The sequence below is a fragment of the Candidatus Bathyarchaeota archaeon genome (assembly GCA_026014745.1).
Taxonomy (GTDB): Archaea; Thermoproteota; Bathyarchaeia; order Bathyarchaeales; family Bathycorpusculaceae; genus Bathycorpusculum.
In genome coordinates, this window is the sequence record JAOZHS010000001.1 from 222,959 (window position 1) to 241,909 (window position 18,951).

Consider the following 18,951-nt stretch of genomic DNA (forward strand, 5'->3'; position numbering starts at 1 on the left):
TGATTTGGGAGAAGAGTTTTAAACGTTAATTATAGTTTACTTTTAATGGATAGATGTATCCTTGAGGTTAAGCTCTAGACCCTTCAAGTTCTCAATAGTTTGTTTGTTGCTGATCCTCTTAGCGTGTCCCCTACTCACCCTATTCACTTGTGACTCGGCAGCTGCGCAATCTTCCGACCAGTACTATAACAAGACCTTTGAGTGGGATTATTCAGGCAAACACTGGACTTGGAATCTCAGTATCCCCAAAGCCCTCTATGATGAATATCGCTCTGTTCCTGTATCGACGCGGGTTCGGGATGGTCCAGCAGGGTATGGTTTCTGCACCACCACACGTGACCCCTACGTCCAAAGCTTAGCCACCGAACTCAACAAAACCACCACTAGCTTAGGATACAGCTCTTATGATCAGGTGAGTTTTGTTCTTGCCTTTGTCCAAAGTCTACCATACACTTCCGATAACGTGACTGAAGGCTACAATGAGTATCCCCGTTTCCCCATAGAAACCCTTGTGGATGACGGAGGAGACTGTGAAGACACTTCTATTCTGTTTGCGGCGTTAACCCTGAATTTGGGGTATGGCACCGTTTTCCTTAACCCCCCCGACCACTATGCGGTGGGCATCTTGGGTAACGATTTGAAGGGCGTCTACTTTACCTACAACAACAAAACCTACTATTACTGTGAAACCACGGGCAACAACTTCAAAATCGGAGATTTACCCGAAGAGTTTAGCGGGCAAAGCGCCTACGTGTACCCCATATATGAGAGCACTCAGTATGTGGCGTCTTTTTCTGCGGTGCCTGTTGTTCAACCCACCGAGGCTGGTGCCCCCCTAGACATCACTCCTGCTCCTACTCAAGAACCCAACACTACCCCTTCCCCCACCATGGGTCAACCAACAATTGAACCCGTCCGACCCTTATCGTTTAACTTAATCACGGACCAACCCGTACTGTTTGTTATCATAGTTTTCGCCATCAGCTTATCCATCACGCTCGCGATTTGGTCGGTGCGTCGCCCCCGCCTCGCGGCATCATCCACATCTCCACCGATTCTCACTACAGAAGACAATAACGATGAACCTCCCGCATCCGAGGCGGCTGAGGATGTTAAATACTGCATTTACTGTGGCTCACCCAACAAGGCGTATGCTGTTTACTGTGAACGATGCGGCAAACAAATTGCTTAACCCAACTTGCACAGGACTTCTTGGGCAAAAGCATCCAAATTTTTCTTCACATTAACAGTAATGGCTGCTTCAACTAGTATGACTGCTAAAAGAAACACGCCTAACCCATAAGCCAAACTAACCAAGGACCTAAGAGGACCCAGGTATAGGCTATTAGCGGCTATTAGACTGCTCCAAACCCCCACCCCGGCACCCGCCAAAAAACCCGACAAATCCACAGCCAACCAAAAGGCTATCCCAGCAAACAGCGCCGCAAAAATGCAGCCGCCCACCGTCAGGTACAGCCAATCCTCCGTCCACGCCGATGCCATCGCAACTTCAGTTTTTCCCCCAGTTGCCTTTAGGGTGGCGTTTATGGTTTTTTTGGCGTTTTTAGGTGTAACCCCCCACATTGAGCCCTGCCTAAACCGAATTTGAGTCGGCTCCGATTCGTCAATGGCTACACAGCCGTTTTCGACAAAGCAGATTTTGAGTTTTCGGTAGGCTTCTGGAAGCGACAAATCTATGCTATGCGTAAGCAAGGGGTCACCACTTACTTGTTGGGTGTGCTGTCTATTGTGGTTTTTCGTCGGGTTTGAAAAGTTTTTTCTGATAACGCGAGCGGGGTTTGAAGCCTCGGATGGGCTGCCGTGACATGTTGCGTTGGCGTTCCATGTTTTTGATTCGGGCGTAGAGTTTGGAGACTTTGGTTTTGGAGGGCACCTTCGATTTTAGGGGTCGCACGGGTACGGGGGTGAAGGGTTGGGTGATTTCTTGGGTTTTACGGTTGGACCTTTTTCGGGGAAGGTTGCGGACTTTTTTGAAAACCACGTAGCCTTCTTTTAGGTTAACTTCTTGCATCTCCCATCCCGCCTCTAGCCATGCTTTGGCGTGGGCGCTTTGGGAGGTGTTGCTCCACCATGCGGGGTCACGGTACGCGTTCATAGGGAGGTTGCTGCCGATTAATCCGTCAATGCGGGCAAACGTTAACTTGACGCTGTCGGTGAATGCTGCGCGGAATTTTAGGTGACTCTCAAGCCCAGCGTATTTGGATACGGTTCGGGGGGCGACGATGCGTCTGGCGCAATGCAGACAGAGCATGGCGTTGGGGTCGCCGGTGGCTACGTCGGGGGTCATGCAGTCGCGGCAAAACATTTTCTTGCAACGTTGACACTGCCGCATGTACGTTGTCCGCATAACTCTGCCGCAGATTCCACATTCATCCTTCAATGGCGGGGTCCACCTTGCGAGGAAAAATCGCCTACCCTAAAACAGTCTTTTTTGTGAATATTAATTTTGAGTTGCTAAGGCTTTGTTTTCTTCTTTGAATCCGTTGTTTTTAGACGTTAACTGTTTGATGCTGCCTCGAATTTCAAATATGATTAAATTGAGGAGTTTTCGTGCCTCTTTATCGATGGCTAACAGAATCGCGAAGTAGATGCCTAAGCCTGCGACTGCTTTTAGAATAGTGAATATCAGCGTCGTGGTGGCTGGGATAGCTAATAGTATGAGACCCATGGCTGTGGCGGCTAGGGAATATTTGGCTATGCTCTTCAAATCCAGCGGTAAGCGGGCAGATTTACGCATAAACCCGTAGAGCCCTATGAACGTGGATAAGTGGACAGCCATCAAAATCAGCACCACATCCACTACTGCCTCAACGGTGCCTGCAACCGCAAAGTTGGTGAGCACATAATAGGCTATGGGCAGGGCGATGGCGGCTTGGATGTAGGGCACAGAAAAGACCTTAAAGATACGGCTCTTTAGCAATTCACGAAGCGAGATTTTTCCTGTGGCATCAAAACCTTCTGTGCCCATCAAGCACTGCGTGTAGAATGTGTATAATAGCACAATCAAAGTGTCAAACGTTAAAGCTACCGCAACGGGCCAAGCGACGGCGTAGTCAGCTTGTAGGATGGTGAGGAACGAGGTAGCCATAGTTATCACTAATGCGGAGAGCGGAATTGCCAGCATCAGAACTGTGCGTAGCGACGTGCGGATTTGGTTGTCGGGGCAGCTTTTCGATAAGAGTTTGGGGTATAGGGCAAAGGCTAGCGATGCTGAGAAGCCGATGACGGTGGTGAAGGTGAAGGCGGCTTGATAGTAGGCTCGGGTGTTTGAACCTGCATACACAAAGAGCATAACCATCGTGAACGTTACCAGTTGACCGCCGATGATGTTGTAGGCGATGGCTGCTGAACCCTTTAGCCATTCCTTGAGGTAGCCCCAGTTGATTTTTTCACGCATTTCCTTTCGAAGCAGCCAAAGATAGTAGAGTACTTGGATGCATCCTGAGAGCACCAGTCCTAAAATGGCGCCCAAGAACAGTTCATTAAATCCGATAATTAACACAGCGGCAATTGCAACTTTGGCGGCTTCTTCAATTAGTAAGCCAAATCCGATTACTTGTGGGCGAATTGAACGTAGCGTGCCCTCAAAGATGCCAATCATGTAGATGTTGAAGATGTAGATGCCTGCGATTAGGTAAATGGGCAAATATACCTGGGTGTGGATGGCATCCGAAATCAGTATGATGGCTGGTAAATAGATTATTGTGGAAACTATTGCTATTGTTAGCTGTGAGAGGGTACTGGTTTTGACTGTGCCTTCTTTTTCGCGTGCTATGAAGCGGGTTGCCCAAAACGGTATGACACCGCTGAACATGGCAAAGTAGCTGGTGTAATCAAAAATGTTGGTCCAAATCCCAAATTGGGATTCACTCATGTTTCGAGTAAGCAACAGTGTGAAGATGAGTCCAGTGGCTATGCTAAAGATTTGGGAGCTAAAGATGATGAAGCCTGAGTACTGGACTCGTATGTTGTTCTTCAAGGGGTGAGGGTTCCTGCTGGCGCCTGAGATTGGGTTTCATATATGCATCGCTAACCCTTACATATACAATTTCCTAAATCCACCCCAAAATAACCTGAAAAACAAAAGAAAAGAAGACAAATTGCAGCGTAAAAGTTTAGCCTTTTACAACTGCTATGGGCACAAGCCGCGCCACTTTAGTGGCTATACCCACTTTATCACTGACTTCAGCAACCATGTCGACATTCTTGTATGCGGGGTCAGCTTCTTCAGCCAGCACCGAAGCGCTAGCTGCCCTAACGGCGATGCCGCGTTTCTCAAGACCAGTTTTGACGTCGCTGCCCCAGTATTGGCGTTTGGCTGCTGAGCGACTCATCATTCTGCCTGCACCATGCGCTGTGGAGCCAAAGGTGAGGTCCATGGCTTTCTGCGAACCCACAAGCACCCAACTGCTGGTGCCCATGCTGCCCGGGATAAGGACGGGTTGCCCTTCGCTGCGGTAATCGGCCGGCACATCGGGGTGACCCGCTGGAAAGGCACGTGTGGCTCCTTTACGGTGCACCCAGACCTTGCGTGAAACACCATCGATGTTGTGGGTTTCCGCTTTAGCTATGTTATGTGCCACATCGTAGACGAGTTTGAGCCCAAATTTCTCAGCATCCTGCCCATAGACTTGTTGGAAGCTTTGGCGTACCCAATGCATGATGGCTTGGCGGTTGCAGAAGGCGTAGTTGACTGCGCATGCCATGGCTTGGGCGTAGTCTTTGGCTTCTGGGCTGCCACCGGGGGCGCATGCTAATTCGCGGTCAGGTAAGTTTATTTTGTATTTTTGGACTGCCCGCTCCATTACGTGGAGGTAGTCGCTGCAGACTTGGTGGCCATAACCGCGGCTGCCGCAGTGAATCATAACGGTTACTTGTCCTTCATGGGTGATGCCGAAGGTTTTGGCGGTTTTCTCGTTAAAGATTTTGTCCACTTTCTGCACTTCGAGGAAGTGGTTGCCGCTGCCTAAGGTGCCGATTTGGCTGATTCCGCGGCTTTTGGCGGTGTTGGAGACTTTGTCAGGGTTTGCGTTTGGCATGTGCCCGTTTTCTTCACAGTGCTTAGCATCCTCTGCCCAGCCTAATCCCCTGTCGATGAGCCACTGCACACCTTCGACCGCGAGGGTCTCTTGGTCGCGGGTAGAAATGGTGAAGTCTTTTCTGCGGCTACCCAACCCTGAAGGCACATTGCGAAATATCGCTTCTGTTAGCGGCGACAGTTTAGGTCTTACATCTCCCTCTGAGAGGTTGGTTGAAAGAAGGCGCACACCACAGTTGATGTCGTATCCGACTCCGCCGGGGCTAATCACGCCTGTCTCGTAGTCGGTTGCAGCTACGCCGCCGATAGGGAACCCATAGCCCTCATGTCCGTCGGGTAGGGTGATGGCGTGTTTGTAGATGCCGGGAAGCTGCGCTACGTTGCTGCACTGCCAAAGGGTGCGGTCGGTCTGCATCTTTTCTAGCAGGTCTTGGTTGGCAAATATCATGCCGGGGACTTGCATTGCATGTTTGTATTTGGGAATTTGCCACATGTAATCGTTAATTTTCTGTAATGGAACTTTTTCTGGGGAGGCTCGGCTTTCGTTTTCGCCCAAAACATTTCACCGTCACAACAAAAGTGCTGGTATGTTAAAAATGTTTATGACTACTGACTTTTTCTATCCTTTGCTTAACAATCTTAACCCATGGATTAATTTTCCAAGACAGATTTTGCTATCTGCAATAGATTTCCAAGTCGCCAATTAAAAAATAGTCGTAGTATATGAAGCAACAAAAGTTGTATTCTGGTATTATACATCTGAAAAAGTTGCAGGAACTTATTTTCCCCAAAAGAGTGGTAATCAAAACGGTTTAAGTCTTTAAAATCTGATCAATTTTTAGTCTTGCTTCAACTGTGTCCTTAGCATATTTTTTTGCGTCTTCGAGATACTGGTTTTGCTGCGTTTGATCTCCCATCAATTTAGCAATCTTTGCCAAATTAAAAAATATAATTCCTTTACTTACAGGTGAAACATGGTCCGCATATCCTAGAAGGTCCAGAAGCACGGCTTGAATTTTTTTTCGCTCTTCTGGATTTTTAACTGCAATAGCCGTTAAGCGGTCTGCTTCATTTCTAAACAATACCTCGCTTTTGTCATAATATCTGTCCATTTCAGAATATACGCCATGGTTGCCACAAAGATAACCTAAGCAATCGTTTTGATCAGTGTATTTAGCACTTCTATTTGCTACTCTACGGAATGTAACTAAACCACTAGCTAGCGCCATAAACGAAACCGCCATTACCATAATGGCTGTTTCGTACCATGGTGTAGATAGAACATTATTAGTTGAGACTGCCTCTTCGCCAGTTACACCATCTGCTCTTAATTGAATCTCTGGCTGGTTAGGTAGTTGACTTTCGCTTGTGCCTAAAATATAAATTGTTCCGCTTTCTCTGGGGTTAAGATTATCTATTTTAATAGTCACCTTATTTGTGGTATTTTCTTGTGAATATGTAAAAGGTGCACTTGGTGAGAATGTATACTGATCTATTTTGGCGCCACTGAGAGATACTTGGCATATAATGTTATCTAGCGCTTTTGAGCCATCATTTTTAATTACAATTTGGTATGATGCTATCTGGATTTCTGAAGCTTTAAAGGGTAAAGTGTCCTGCGAATAAAACTGTAACTTTAACTGTGGTGTGTTTACGTAATTTACAATCATGGGCGCGACAACGGCCACAGCAAGGCTTAAAATGGCAGTCACTATAATGGGGATGATTAACATTTTCCAGTTTATTTTGTTGGATGTTTCACTTTTTTCCATTATTTGCCCTTATTGTAGAATGTCTATCACTTTTTTATTTAAGCTTTTAACCGGTAAATCTATGGGGGCTTAACACACAGAACCTCATGGAAGCCCTAATTTTTGGGTATCAAAAATGTTTGTGCTAATGTTTGTGAAACCTATTAATGGTACGGCTTGCTTTTAGACGCTCAATAGGTTGTTTTTACGACATGAGCTTGCTTCAAGAGTTGCATATTAAGAGTTTTGGTATGCGTTTTATTTTTCTACAAAACACCACTTGGGGCTCAAAACTATTTTTAGTAAAGTTTTGTTGTTTGTTTATGTTGAAGGGCAATCTTTTGCCGTTTTGAATAGTGATACTATTGCTTACTTTTTATAGTTTATATGAGGGGTCTCTAACTACCTTAGATTTCGTGTACTCCACAAAGCCGAGCACACAATTATCCAGCATAGTTTTAGAGTACACCGGGTGAGACTTCACAAACTCGGCAATTCGATTCATGACTTTGTCTTCGGCGACTATGCGGTCACGGATGACTTCAAAGCTTTGGTTTTTAGCTACGCCGTCCTCAGCAATGTCTGCCCAGAGTTGGAGTTGCTGCTTGTAGGTCTGCAAACGCTTGATGGCGTCGGTTGCTCTGCCAAAATGCGTATAGTACAGCGCTGTGGGGTTTAGGCTGATGAGTTTATCAAGCGTCGCCAATGCGGATTCTAATCGAAAGGGTGGAGGCGTTGTTGGGACTACGACGTCGAATTCTGGGATATAGGTGCCCGCAGCGTCGCCTGGGAACACGCCGCCGTTGACGGATTCCTGGAAGCTCAAATGATGCGATGCGTGACCTACGGTTTCAGTTATGGTTATTTTCACGTCGCCGCCGAGGTTGATGATGTCTTCGGTGACGGGTACTACGAGGTCTTTGGGTACGGGTTCGGGTTTTCCAAAGATTTCGCTCACATAGCCCAGCACGGATTGGCTGGAGGGCCAGAGACGTTCAGGGTCAATTAGGTGTGGCGCGCCTCGTGGGTGAACAAGGACTTTGGCGTTTGGCAGATGCTTGAGGAGTGTGCCTGCGCCGCCGCCGTGGTCAAGGTGAACATGCGTCACTGCCACATACTCGATGTCCTGTGGTTGGATTTTGAGTTCCTTTAGCCCCAAGAGGAGGTTGGGGATGGAGTTGGTGGGTCCTGACTCAACCAGAAACGGTTTGTTGCCCATGACGATGTAGCTGCAGATGAGGTTTGGGTATCCGCCTGTCTGTAAATCAACCGCAAAAACGTTTTTTCCCACTTGCTTAGCATGCATTAAACTCGCCTAGATGGTGGGTAAAGATTTCTATAAGGCATAAACATTTCCGATGAAACCGCGCATTTCTGCATCAGCCTATATTTGGATAATAGGTTAAATTAGTTCTCAAGAACCCTTCAATTATTGGTTATCTTTCTGCTGTTTTGTAAAGTTATTCAATAGTTCAAGAGTTTCAGAAACATATTAGCCGCCTATTAGAAACTCATTGCAGGAACCTGAGAGGGATAGGTCACTATTGACCCAAAAACAGCGCATTAAAATGTTGAAAACCAGCGCAGACCCAACAAAAAACCCAAAAAAGCAAAGCCAACGACAAACCTTAATTATCAATTGCTTACTAAAAGAAGCACTTAACAGGTGACACATTAAGTGAATGCAATTATCTTTGGGGCGCCAGGCGCAGGAAAAGGCACCTACTCCACAAGGCTCCAATCGCAACTCGGCGTAGACATAATCGCCATGGGCGACATTTTCCGTGAATCCGTAAAACAAGACACTGAACTAGGCAAAAAAGTCAAAAGCTACGTTGAAAAGGGCGCATTAGTCCCCGACGACGTGGTTGTTGAGGTCCTCAAAGACCGCCTAAGCAAGATCCCCAAAGGAAAGGGATTTCTACTCGACGGTTTCCCACGCACCGTAGCCCAAGCCGACACACTAGAGAAAATCGCCAAAATCGACGTCATCTTGCAGCTAGACGTCCCCGACCAAATCATAGTTGAACGCTTAACATCACGCAGACTCTGCAAGAACTGCGGCACAGTCTACAACATTAAATTCCTCAAACCCAAAGTTGAAGGCAAATGCGACAAATGCGGCGGAGAACTCTACTTGCGTGCAGACGATAACGAAGAAGTCATCAGAAACCGCCTAAACGTCTACAAGAACCAGACTGAACCATTGGTTGCGTACTACAAGAAAAAGAAGATTCCCTTCGTCGTGTCCGTGACACGCTCACTTGACTCGCCGCCAGAGCCAATGGTTGCCAAGATGCTTGAAGAACTCAAAAAACTGGGCTTCAGCTAAACTAAATATCGAGGATGAACTCTAAAACCACCCGTTCCGGCTCACGGATAATCACCATAAGATGGTAGGTTATGGCTTTGACGCCGACTTTCTGCGGGTGCCTTTTAGGGTTAAACTTTTCTCCCCATATCTTCGCTTTTATCTTAAACGATTCAGTGGTTTCTTGCCAATCAAAAATTTTGAATTTCGAGTAAAGCATCCCCTCGGTTTCGAATTTGACCAGCAATGCCTCCAGCCAATTATAGAGTAGAGCGTATTGGTCTTCAGCTTCGACTTCGATTTCTTCTTCGGTTGTTTGGGCGATTTTGTCGCTTTTAGTCATCGTTTCAAACATGGATAGTGCCGCGTTTTCGTAGGCTTCCTCCATGGAGGTGCCAAAGGCTCTAACATACACGTCTGCGGTGTGCTCGAGGAACTCGAATTTTCCAGCGAATTTTTCAGCTTTACTCATTTTTTCTCACAGAAAGTAGGGTTGGGTAGAATAAAAACAAATCAGGTGCCAAAAAAGCCTAGAAGAATTGGGTGGCGGTTTGGATGGCTGCGGCGGCGAGTTTTGCGCTGTTTTCTATGTCTTTTAAGCTTAGCATTCCCGCGGGGCTGTGGATGTAGCGGGTGGGGATGGATATGTTTCCGCAGGGGATGCCTTGCCGTGTAAGAGAGATGCGTGAGGCGTCGGTGCTGCCCAGTAGGCCCGCTTCTATTTGGTAGGGTATGGTTTGTTGCTGCGCGGTTTCCATGAGCCACCGAAGAATCTTGGGGTGAGTAATTAAGCCAGAGTCGCTAATCGTGAGGGCGGGTCCCTTGCCCATTTTGACTGTAGTGTCATATTCTCGAACTCCGGGAACGTCACCTGCGATGGTTACGTCAAGGGCGATGGCTAAGTCGGGGTCGACGCCAAACGCCGCGGTTCCTGCACCCCGTAGTCCCACTTCTTCTTGTACGGTTCCTACGGCGCACACAGTGCAGTCGCTGTCCTTGAGTAGCCGCATGGCCTCAATCATAGTGACGCATCCAGCGCGGTTATCAAAAGCTTTGCCGATGACGACGTCGTTGCCTACGTTTTGGTATTTTATATCAAAGCTTATGGGGTCGCCGACGGCTATGCCCATAGCTGCAACGGCATCTTTGTTTTCTGCACCAACGTCAATGAAGAGTTCGTCAAATGAGATGATTTTTTTGCGTTCCTCTTCTTTTTGGATATGCGGCGGTTTGGAGCCGATGATGCCTGGGTAGACGCCGTTTTTGGAGTGGATGTTGACTTTTTGTGCGAGAAGTATGCGGTCGTCTATGCCGCCCATTTTGCTGAATTGGAGAAATCCGTTTTTGTTGATGGTTTTAACCATTAAGCCGACTTCGTCCATGTGGGCTGCTAACATAATTTTGGGCGCGTTTGCTTTGCCTTTTTTGAGGGCGATGACGTTGTCTAAGCGGTCTACTTTGATTTCGTCTGCGTAGGGTGTGAGGTGTTCTATCATTAGGTCTTTGACTGGGGTTTCTCTGCCTGTGACTCCGCAGGCGTTGGAGAGTTTCTCTAAGGTTTGGTTTAGTGACAAGGAGATGCCTTCTGCTGCTATGAAGGTTTGAAGGTTAAGTTATTAAATGGTTGTGGTCGGGTTTTTGTTGTTAGTTGAGTCTCGTACCTGAAGAAGTAGGTTGCTGCTCTGGTGACCTCAGAGGGCCTCTCCCTCCCATATAAAGTGTATAAAGCAAATGGTAAACCTCCGTCTCATGGCTCGACTTGTTGTTTTATTTGTCAAGCGTAGGTGTTTTAATAATTACTATGTAGCCTAAGGGGATTAAATTAAGCGCGCCAGTTTTTAGGGCGGCATTATATATTGACCTGATGTTCTGTGAAATTAATATGGGTGAATAATTTACTTTTTTGATGACCAATTGAGCCTTTGGTTGAAGTTCAAGAATGTGTTTTACGATTCTTTTTAAACTGTGTAAATAGATTTTTCTTACCCACCAAAATTGTGTATTTTTTAGAAAAAAATTTCGAATTTTAGTTGGGACAAAAAAAATGCCTGGAAATCCTGTGTGGAGGTCTATTGGAAAAAGCAAATTTGGAGTTTGAATCACACAACATCCGCCAGGTTTTAAAACCCTAAAATTCTCTTTAAGAAAACTCTTTGGGTCTACCATGTATTCTATGACAGCAAAGGAGCTTACTAAATCAAAAGTAGCACTATCAAACGGCATATTTGAGCCATCGCCTACAAGCAGATGAGATGAAGAAATCTTTTTGAGAGCAGTTTCTTTTGGCTTTTTGATATCTAAACTGACAATTACGCGAGAGTTCCGCCCAAAAATCATTGTATTATTGCCGGTGCCTGAACCGATGTCCAAATACTTGTCAATGATTAAGCTGTCGAGTTCCGTTGAACATTTGTTCCAGAGATCTCTTGCCCTGTCTGCCAAGTTACCGCTGTAGGCAGTCCATAAAGCTTGACTTATCTCCCGACTAATTATCTTTTGCATGCTGTAAGTCTGGTTGCGGGTAGTAGCTTAAATATTTATCCCGAATTTGACGAATATACAAAATTTGCTTTGCGAATTTTGTGTAAATTATAAAAATATTTGGTGATTGTTTAGGATTGGAGTAGTAGTATTGCTTTGGCTAGGTCTCCGCCGCATTCCTTGAGGGCTTCTTTGGCTTTCTCGAGGCTTTTGCCTGTTTGGTCTGCGACTAGCTGCACATCTTCCTCGCTAAAGAGGGGTTTTGCTGCTTCCGCGCCAAATTTGCCTGGAGCCTGTTCGCTGACTTGTCCGCCGATGACTTGATACATTTTTTGTCCCTGTACCTGCAGAATCGCCACTTCGGGTTCGTCGATGACGATGTTTTTGGTGGATGTTCGGATGATGACTTGTTGGACGTCTTCTACTTGGTCCATGTTCATACCCATGCGTTGCATCATGCGCTTCTGTTCTCGGGGATTCATACGTTTATGCATAAGAGTTCACTCTTGTTATCCAAACTATTTGTATACGGACTTGATAAATTTAACTTTCCACGGCGCCATGTCGAATTTTCACGGCAACACCAGTTTTGAACGCCCGCATCTCAGCGCTGGATAGCAGGGTGCGTCCAACAGCCAAAACCTTGCCGTCCTCATCCACTGCGATGACTTCATCTTTAGCGCCCACTTCGTCATCGACTTTGACTACGTGGACTGCGAAGACGTCTCCGCCTTTAGCTATGTAAGCTGCCACGTCGTTTTTGACTGTGACAAAACATTTGGCTTCGGGGATATTTTTTGCGATGGTCTCTGCAGCTTTGATGCTTAGCGATAGCACGCCGTCGGTGGGTCGCAGGGTAGCGAGGCGTTCGCCGTCGAGGTTGATGTATCGGATGCGTCCTGTTCGGGGTGAGAGCACGATTTGAACTGTGCTTGGAAATAGTTTGGCGCCGACGCCTTTGCCGAATTGGTAATCTGCTATGCTTCGGATTTTGCCCAGTTGATTCTCCATGGTTTCATCATCGTTGTGGTAGATGTTGTTTCGACAAGTATAAACATAACAATATTATAAAGACAATGAAAGGTGAACGTTTTACAATGAGATGCGAAGTCTGCGGACGCAAAATCCACACTGACCCCGTACATGCAATTATTGAAGGAGCCAGACTTACAGTCTGTGTAGGTTGCTCAAAACATGGCACAGTTATTACTCGCGAAGAAGCAGCAGCGACCCTTGTTTCGTCTCCGCAGAAGCCCTCTCCAACTAAATCCACTATGCACTTGCCAACAATCCAACGTAAGCCGCCCGTAGCTCAAGTTCAAATCACTACTGAACTCGTAGATGGCTACGCTACCATAATCCGTAACGCACGCGAAAAACTTGGGTTGTCACATGAGGATTTGGGCAAAAAAATCAATGAGAAGGCTTCCCTTCTTCGTCACATCGAAACCGGCAAAGCCGCACCTAACAATCAGCTCGCCAACAAATTAGAGCACGCGCTCAAAATCACGTTGATGGTGCCAATAGCTGACGAAAAAGTCCAGACTTTACCTAAATCGGCAAGTGACGGTTTAACTTTGGGGGACCTCATCGAGTTAGGTAAAGGCGGAGAGGAGGCACCCAGTAAACGAAAGCTATCCTAGCGCAGCGTAGGCTTAATCGTGAAGAATCCAGCCTGCCTGAACTCAGAAGCCTCGCCCAATCTGCGGGCTACACTATTGTAGGCACCCTTGAGCAGACCAGACGTCCCGATGCACGCTACCAGATTGGTGCGGGAAAAGTCGAGGAACTCGCAAAGCTGGTGGAGGAAACAGGCGCAGAGAAGGTTATTTTTGACAATCAGCTGCGCACGCTTCAATGTTACAACCTTGCCAAAGCCACCCGCGTCGAAGTCATCGACCGTTTCCAACTGATTTTGGAGCTTTTTAACCGACGCGCCACTACCACTGAGGCGCAATTGCAGATCCAGCTTGCCACGTTGAAAAATGAGCTTAAACATGCCCGAGAAAAAGTCCGTTTATCTAAAGGCAGCGAACAACCTGGCTTTATGGGATTGGGTGCTTATGAGGCAGACGTGTATAAGGACGCCATAAAACTTCAAGTCCAAACCATCCTCAAAAAGCTTGCAGTTATCCGAAAAAAACGCATTCTCCAACGGGAAAGACGAACCGAGTTAGGGTTCCAAACAATCTCGCTGGCAGGCTACACCAGCTCAGGCAAAAGCACCCTCTTCAACGCCTTGACCGCGGAGCAGGCAATGGTGGACAAAAGCCTCTTCACCACGCTTTCCACCCAAACCCGCATGATTGAGTTCTCGCGGCGAAGGTTTCTCTTAACTGACACAGTAGGTTTCATTGATCGTCTTCCCCTCGGTTTGATTGAGGCGTTTCATTCGACGCTGGAAGAAACCATATACGCCGACTTAATCGTGCTTGTCGTTGACCTCAGCGAACCACTAGAGACTATTGAGAAGAAGAATCAAGTGTGCCTCGAGACTATTGATCGGCTTGGCGCTTCGGGCATTCCTATGGTGACGGCGCTCAACAAAATCGACCTCTTAAACCCAGAGGAGCGCGACCAAAAAATGGGTGCCCTCAAGCCAAACATAAAAAACCCGATTCTGCTTTCAGCTAAATGCCAAACTAACCTCGATGAACTAAAACGCCACATTGTTCGGGTGCTCGAGAAATATATTCATGCCCAATTCACCGTACCCCTTAGCGGTAACATTATGCCTTTCATCTCGTGGGTTCATCAGAAAACCGATATTCATAAAGAAAACTATACCAACACCGATGTAGAAGTCGTCTTTGAAGCGGCTCCCTCCGTGGTGGAGCAAGTTAAACGGAAAGTGGAAGAACTCAATGGAACATTCCAAACCAACCCCGCCCCCAAGTAACCCCAAAATTGTGGTCCTACGCTGGGGACACCGACCGCAACGTGACGTACGCTTAACCACGCATGTCGCATTAACCGCTAGGGCGCTTTGTGCTTCGGGTTTCATACTCTCCGACATAGTTGATGCACACCTTGAGGAAACCGTGACAAAAATCACTCGAGCTTGGGGCGGAGACTTCCACTTCGAGATGGGTACCTCTTGGAAGCATGCAGTACGCGACTGGAAAAACAGCGGCGGTGTGGTGGTGCATCTCACCGCTTATGGCGAAAACATCCAGACAAGCGATGTCATGACCAGAATCAAGGCGCAGAGCCGACCCGTGATGTTGCTTGTCGGTAGCCAAAAGGTTCCCGGCGAATTTTACTCCTCAGAGGTGTCAGATTTTAATGTGGCTGTCGGGAATCAGCCTCATTCGGAATGTGCTGCTTTGGCGATTTTTTTGGACAGATATTTCTGTGGGGATGAACTCTCAAAAACGTTTGACAAGGCACGCATCGAAATTGTTCCCAAAGATCGCGGTAAAGAAATCAAGACGCATCTGTAATCTATAGAGTTTGGGTAAGAAGAGTTTTATTGCACCGTGTCGCAGTATTATAGGTGTCAAAAGGAAAATCCGAGATTATGTTATCGACAATTGATGATGCAACTTTAACTAAAGTTGCTTTGGCCCTCGGCGAAGAAGACGCCGTTAAACTTATCGAGCACCTCAAAGGTGTCGAAGAAATCACTGACGACGAAATCGCCAACAAAACCGGTATACGCTTAAACTCGGTGCGCAAAATCCTCTACAAACTCTACGATCACTCGCTTGTGAGCCTTCGCCGAACACGAGACCCCAAAACGGGCTGGTTCATTTTTCACTGGAAACTCCAACCTGACCAGTTGGAAGGATTCATACTTAGCCAAAAACGCCGCGTACTTGAAAAACTCAACGTACGCTTAGAATACGAAAAGAACCATGACTTCTACTTCTGCGGCTGCGCTGACTGCAAACGAGTGCCCTTTGAGGACGCCGTCGAATTGGTTTTTCACTGCTCCAGCTGCGGCAAACCCCTAGTTCACTATGGCAACGAAGTTATGATAGTGAAGCTTTCTGAAAAAGTCGAGATTCTAAGGAAGGAACTCGGTGAGTGAGGCGCTTCCGAGTAGGGAGCAAGCAACCAAAATTTTAGTCGCCAACCTTTGCCCCACCCCCGTCATTCACCACTGCATAGGCGTCACAGATTTTGCAGTAAAAATCGCCCAGAAACTCCAAGAACGGGGCTACTCCATCAACTCGGAACTGGTGCAGGCAGGCGCGATGTTGCATGACCTTGGACGCGCAAAAAGCCACTCCGTCGCTCACTCAGTGGTAGGCGCTCAACTTGCGCAGTCGCTGGGGTTGCCTGAGTCAGTGGTTAACATCATCAAGCGGCATGTCGGTGCAGGCATCACCGCAGATGAAGCCGCCGCGTTAGGTTGGCCAAACGATAACTATGTCCCCCAATCGCTGGAGGAAAAGGTGGTGGCTTACGCGGATAAACGCGTTGGACACCGTGACCCTGTGCCTATCGAAGCGGAAATCCAGCGGCTACAAAAGGAAAACAAGCCTGCCGCGGCAGAAAGAGTTAGAAAGCTCCATGAAGAGATAGTGGCTATGCTAGGAGAAACCCCATGACCAACTTAACCCTGCTTGTGAAAGCATCTCACAATGTCCAAATCAAACAAATCGACGCCCTACTCCAAGACGAATTCTCAGAGTTAGATGTAGAAGCCAAAATATTGGGCACACCCCAAAACCGCTGGGTCCAAGTCTACGTTTCAGGCGAAGACGAAGCCATCGCTACCAGCTTTTTGCGTAAAAAAATCGGTCTCTGCCCCGTCACACTCGACAACATAGAGGACGGCGCCGTCTTGAAGGGTTACCTCTCAAAAGTTGACCTGACCAAAGAGGAACTCAAAGTTGATGTAGGCGTGCTTCAACCCGCCCCGACTTTGGCTACTGTTTCGTTGGCTTCTCTGCGGACACAACTGTTTGGAGGCGAAAAAGTTGATCTTAAGCGGATTGCGCAGAATTTCGCCTTAGCCGAAGGCTTACCCATATACGTGAAGATAACTAAAGGCGAGTTGGGTTTGTCGGCTGAGTTGGCGCCTGAGCAAGTTGAAAAGTTGCTTGGTTGGCGGCAGTCTCTTTTAGATAGGCTTATTGTCTTGGCTGTCTCCAAGGAGACGGTTGATGACGTTTTGGAACGGACTCATCTTAGTCGAGACGTTATTTCGGTGGAGCCTTTGGGGCTCTTTGAGTATGCGTTGACGTGTAAGTTGGGAACGGATGCGGCTGGGTTGGTTTCGCGGCTTGGGCGTTATATGCGTTATGGTATATTTGTGGTTTTTAACGCAAAACGGAGCTACGGGGTTATCGGTTAACAGGAATTAACCTTATAATAATGATCATTGATAGTAGAACTCTAATTAAAGAGGGAGAGGGGCTCATGAGCCAAATTGATGAGAGAGGAAAAAAATACCGAATAGATATCGGCGCCTATGGTAGCATAGGCATTGAAGCACCAACCAAAGAAGAATGCCTTGAATTATTCAAAGAAGTAACCCGCACACGACGCGACTCCAAACTAGACGAAGCTATCAGATAACGTCCACTACGCCACTGTTCTCAGACGCATAAGTTGGTATTAAGCGGTTAGAGCACATCGTGCTCTTCATGGCAGTGCGCCTCATAGTCCTCCCGGTTATCATAAACCTGCTGGTCTATGGGACACCTAAACTTTTTTTCGTTAGTAATCTCCGGGTCAGGAACCGTCACCCTAGGCGCAGTCCTTCTCAACCCTTCATCCTCATAATCGCTGGCTTTATTCTCTTCAGACACGCTTTCACCTCCAACAAAAACAGGCACTAAGCATAGGGCGTTTTTATGGCATTTAAAAATGTGTGACTGCACCCAGCCAACAACTAAAATAGAAAAAGAAAATTGGGGAAAATAAAAACAGAAATTTGTTATGCTTCGGTTTGGCTTGTTTTTTTGTGGTGGTAAACTACGCCTACTCCGCCCACAACAATAGCCAAAACCACTGCAACACCCGCAATAATTAGGGTATAGTCAGGACCCGTTGATGCTGTGTCTTGGGTGGCGATTAGGTTTCCTTGTGCAGATTCGTCAGTGTATCCTTTTTCTCCATCCATTGTGTAGTAGGTTTGGTTGCCGTCGTCGGTTGAAGTTGAGTTGTCAGCGAGATGGTCTGGTAGGGGTGTAGCGTCAGATGTGTCTCCGCTATCAGGTGCTGGCGCGATGAGGGGCGCCTCGGTTGTGGTGGTGGCGGGTTCAGGAACTGTATCTTCGGCGGCTGCCAAAGAAACAAATCCTGCGCAAAGGAGTACTGTGGCTATGAGGGAGAGGGCGACTAAGTTTTTGTTTTTCATTTTTTTTCCTTCTGATTGTTTGCTGTTAGACGCTAAGTTGAAGGGTTTATTTAGCACCAAGCCCGCGAACGTCGCGTCCAATTTTTGGAACAAAACAAGATAGCAGACTTCATATGGCGGGGTTCATTCGTGCGTTGCTAGGCACAGTCACATATCCTTAAACTCTTAAAAAATCCCCTTTTGGTTAGGCAAGGAAAGAAACAATCAATCCTCAATCGGTTTAATTTTTGCTCTATCAGGAGGTGAACTGCCTTTTCCTCAGATACTTCAACTTCAAAACAAACTTCTTCAACAATGAACATCGGTCTCGCGCTAGCTATGATTGGTAGCATAACTCTAATAATTGTAGGCGGGTTAGCGATGCTGGGGATTTTCGTTTTAATCTGGTATCCGCTGTATGCTTTGGCGGCTTTTTGGTGGGGGCTTGTGATTTTGATTATCGGCATATTAGCTCTTAGCGCATCCAGATGGGCTAATAATACTGGGGTCGCGCTTTGGTTAATTATTTTGGCAATCGTGGCGGGGCTTTTTGGCGCTTGGTGGGGGTCATGGCTAATCGGTCTAGGCGCAATCATCGCACTAGTAACAAGGTAATCTCCATAACGTTATGCCTCTGGCAAGAACAATAAGGTAACACTTGAGCAAGCCAACTGGCGACGACTTAAAATCGGATTCGACCAGCGTGTCCTTGGCCTTAGGTGTGTTGCGCGTAAATTTAATATCGCTACAAGCCTCTAAGAACGGTTATGGGTGAAGCCAACAGCCGCTTACGCTTACCGCTCATTGTGATTTTAGTTGTAAGTCCATTGGTCCCACGGAGTTGACAGGATTGAAACTGGGGCGGATCGCGACAATTCTGCTGAGCCTTGTAATTATCTTAAGTGTTATGTCCTCAAGACCTGTTACCGCCAATTTTCATGAGCCGCCACCAGTTATGCAAATCGTATCTCCCGCAAATAATTGCGTCTATAATCAATCGGGCAATCTGTTGAATGTGACAATAGTGCTGTCGAGATATAATTACGCGTTCGAATTT

The 18,951-nt window shown here is 47.0% G+C and carries 23 protein-coding genes; 10 read left to right on the forward strand and 13 right to left on the reverse strand.

Going from position 1 to position 18,951, the window contains the following annotated elements:
• Positions 1-103: 103 nt before the first annotated feature.
• A complete protein-coding gene (locus NWE92_01215; protein MCW4028253.1) occupies positions 104-1,192 on the forward strand; it encodes a hypothetical protein in 1,089 nt (362 codons plus the stop codon).
• On the opposite strand, the gene NWE92_01220 is transcribed toward NWE92_01215, so the two are convergent.
• From NWE92_01220 to NWE92_01245, 6 genes are all read right to left on the reverse strand, one after another.
• Positions 1,189-1,713 (reverse strand): hypothetical protein, encoded by a 525-nt coding sequence (locus NWE92_01220; GenBank protein ID MCW4028254.1) that lies wholly within the window; start codon positions 1,711-1,713, stop codon positions 1,189-1,191. The two genes, NWE92_01215 and NWE92_01220, sit on opposite strands and share 4 nt — an antisense overlap.
• Positions 1,714-1,744: 31 nt before the next feature.
• On the reverse strand, positions 1,745-2,401 hold the full coding sequence (locus tag NWE92_01225) for a PHD finger domain-containing protein (GenBank protein ID MCW4028255.1): 657 nt from the start codon (positions 2,399-2,401) through the stop codon (positions 1,745-1,747).
• 60 nt (positions 2,402-2,461) lie between these two features.
• Positions 2,462-4,000, reverse strand: coding sequence for an oligosaccharide flippase family protein (locus NWE92_01230; GenBank protein ID MCW4028256.1), 1,539 nt, complete (start codon positions 3,998-4,000; stop codon positions 2,462-2,464).
• A gap of 136 nt (positions 4,001-4,136) precedes the next feature.
• Positions 4,137-5,552, reverse strand: a complete 1,416-nt coding sequence (locus tag NWE92_01235) for an RtcB family protein (GenBank protein ID MCW4028257.1) — start codon at positions 5,550-5,552, stop codon at positions 4,137-4,139.
• 319 nt (positions 5,553-5,871) lie between these two features.
• Positions 5,872-6,831 (reverse strand): hypothetical protein, encoded by a 960-nt coding sequence (locus tag NWE92_01240; GenBank protein ID MCW4028258.1) that lies wholly within the window; start codon positions 6,829-6,831, stop codon positions 5,872-5,874.
• Between the two features lie 355 nt (positions 6,832-7,186).
• The gene (locus NWE92_01245; protein MCW4028259.1) at positions 7,187-8,116 is read right to left on the reverse strand and encodes an MBL fold metallo-hydrolase; all 930 of its coding nucleotides are present in this window, start codon (positions 8,114-8,116) and stop codon (positions 7,187-7,189) included.
• A gap of 372 nt (positions 8,117-8,488) precedes the next feature.
• Between NWE92_01245 and NWE92_01250 the strand changes: the two genes are divergently transcribed.
• Positions 8,489-9,142 (forward strand): adenylate kinase, encoded by a 654-nt coding sequence (locus tag NWE92_01250; GenBank protein MCW4028260.1) that lies wholly within the window; start codon positions 8,489-8,491, stop codon positions 9,140-9,142.
• A gap of 1 nt (position 9,143) precedes the next feature.
• On the opposite strand, the gene NWE92_01255 is transcribed toward NWE92_01250, so the two are convergent.
• The 5 genes from NWE92_01255 to NWE92_01275 all read right to left on the reverse strand — a co-directional run bounded on the left by NWE92_01255 (position 9,144) and on the right by NWE92_01275 (position 12,613).
• Positions 9,144-9,593 carry an archease gene (locus NWE92_01255; protein MCW4028261.1) on the reverse strand — a complete coding sequence of 150 codons (450 nt, stop codon included), beginning with the start codon at positions 9,591-9,593 and terminating at the stop codon, positions 9,144-9,146.
• 58 nt (positions 9,594-9,651) lie between these two features.
• Entirely contained in the window at positions 9,652-10,695 is a 1,044-nt protein-coding gene (locus NWE92_01260) for a M42 family metallopeptidase (protein ID MCW4028262.1), read from the reverse strand.
• 193 nt (positions 10,696-10,888) lie between these two features.
• Positions 10,889-11,623, reverse strand: coding sequence for a class I SAM-dependent methyltransferase (locus tag NWE92_01265; GenBank protein ID MCW4028263.1), 735 nt, complete (start codon positions 11,621-11,623; stop codon positions 10,889-10,891).
• A 110-nt stretch (positions 11,624-11,733) separates the two neighbouring features.
• Positions 11,734-12,084, reverse strand: coding sequence for a nascent polypeptide-associated complex protein (locus NWE92_01270; GenBank protein MCW4028264.1), 351 nt, complete (start codon positions 12,082-12,084; stop codon positions 11,734-11,736).
• A gap of 61 nt (positions 12,085-12,145) precedes the next feature.
• Positions 12,146-12,613: a pseudouridine synthase gene (locus NWE92_01275; protein MCW4028265.1), complete on the reverse strand. Its 468-nt coding sequence runs from the start codon at positions 12,611-12,613 to the stop codon at positions 12,146-12,148.
• A gap of 86 nt (positions 12,614-12,699) precedes the next feature.
• On the opposite strand from NWE92_01275, the gene NWE92_01280 reads away from it, so the two are divergent.
• The 7 genes from NWE92_01280 to NWE92_01310 all read left to right on the forward strand — a co-directional run bounded on the left by NWE92_01280 (position 12,700) and on the right by NWE92_01310 (position 17,131).
• Entirely contained in the window at positions 12,700-13,245 is a 546-nt protein-coding gene (locus NWE92_01280) for a multiprotein bridging factor aMBF1 (protein MCW4028266.1), read from the forward strand.
• The gene (gene hflX, locus NWE92_01285) at positions 13,239-14,501 is read left to right on the forward strand and encodes a GTPase HflX (GenBank protein ID MCW4028267.1); all 1,263 of its coding nucleotides are present in this window, start codon (positions 13,239-13,241) and stop codon (positions 14,499-14,501) included. The genes NWE92_01280 and hflX overlap by 7 nt, the downstream gene beginning before the upstream one ends.
• A complete protein-coding gene (locus NWE92_01290; GenBank protein ID MCW4028268.1) occupies positions 14,467-15,045 on the forward strand; it encodes a tRNA (cytidine(56)-2'-O)-methyltransferase in 579 nt (192 codons plus the stop codon). Before hflX ends, NWE92_01290 begins: the two co-directional genes overlap by 35 nt.
• A gap of 77 nt (positions 15,046-15,122) precedes the next feature.
• Entirely contained in the window at positions 15,123-15,635 is a 513-nt protein-coding gene (locus NWE92_01295; protein ID MCW4028269.1) for a transcription factor, read from the forward strand.
• Positions 15,628-16,158: an HDIG domain-containing protein gene (locus NWE92_01300; GenBank protein ID MCW4028270.1), complete on the forward strand. Its 531-nt coding sequence runs from the start codon at positions 15,628-15,630 to the stop codon at positions 16,156-16,158. Before NWE92_01295 ends, NWE92_01300 begins: the two co-directional genes overlap by 8 nt.
• Positions 16,155-16,907: a DUF2110 family protein gene (locus NWE92_01305; GenBank protein MCW4028271.1), complete on the forward strand. Its 753-nt coding sequence runs from the start codon at positions 16,155-16,157 to the stop codon at positions 16,905-16,907. Before NWE92_01300 ends, NWE92_01305 begins: the two co-directional genes overlap by 4 nt.
• A 65-nt stretch (positions 16,908-16,972) precedes the next feature.
• Entirely contained in the window at positions 16,973-17,131 is a 159-nt protein-coding gene (locus tag NWE92_01310) for a hypothetical protein (GenBank protein ID MCW4028272.1), read from the forward strand.
• A gap of 47 nt (positions 17,132-17,178) precedes the next feature.
• On the opposite strand, the gene NWE92_01315 is transcribed toward NWE92_01310, so the two are convergent.
• Positions 17,179-17,364, reverse strand: coding sequence for a hypothetical protein (locus NWE92_01315; protein MCW4028273.1), 186 nt, complete (start codon positions 17,362-17,364; stop codon positions 17,179-17,181).
• A 128-nt stretch (positions 17,365-17,492) separates the two neighbouring features.
• On the reverse strand, positions 17,493-17,915 hold the full coding sequence (locus NWE92_01320) for a hypothetical protein (GenBank protein MCW4028274.1): 423 nt from the start codon (positions 17,913-17,915) through the stop codon (positions 17,493-17,495).
• A 294-nt stretch (positions 17,916-18,209) separates the two neighbouring features.
• Here NWE92_01320 and NWE92_01325 point away from each other — a divergent pair, with 294 nt between their 5' ends.
• Positions 18,210-18,509: a hypothetical protein gene (locus NWE92_01325; protein ID MCW4028275.1), complete on the forward strand. Its 300-nt coding sequence runs from the start codon at positions 18,210-18,212 to the stop codon at positions 18,507-18,509.
• Positions 18,510-18,951: the final 442 nt, after the last annotated feature.